The sequence below is a fragment of the Mesorhizobium sp. M7A.F.Ca.MR.148.00.0.0 genome, from assembly GCF_003997735.1.
GTDB lineage: Bacteria > Pseudomonadota > Alphaproteobacteria > Rhizobiales > Rhizobiaceae > Mesorhizobium.
In genome coordinates this window covers 1-304 of record NZ_RZTB01000507.1, presented here as the reverse complement: position 1 = coordinate 304, position 304 = coordinate 1, and the positions used below count along the sequence as shown (strand labels likewise).

Here is a 304-nt window from a genome sequence, read left to right as displayed (position 1 = left end):
GGATCCGCGAATACATCCTCTATGTCGTCAAGGCCGGCCACATCGCCGTCATGGTCCATCTGATCGACGGCCGCGACATTCCCAGCGGCGAGGACCAGATCGCCTACGCCAGGGATATCGTCACCCAGCGTTTTGCCGAGGCCAACATCCTTTTCGTCGTCGATCAGCTGGTCAAGGGCGCCATCCGCGCCATCACCGGCCTGCTCGGCGGTATCGCCGCCTTCCTACCGATTCCGGGCCTGAGCGGTCTGGTCTCCTTCATCAACACGGTGATCCGCCTGTCGCTGACCTATGTCGACGAGAT

General features: G+C 61.8%; 1 pseudogene. It reads left to right on the top strand.

The features are described 5' to 3' along the window. Positions 1-304, top strand: a pseudogene (locus tag EOB49_RS35135) (hypothetical protein); the annotation flags it as partial.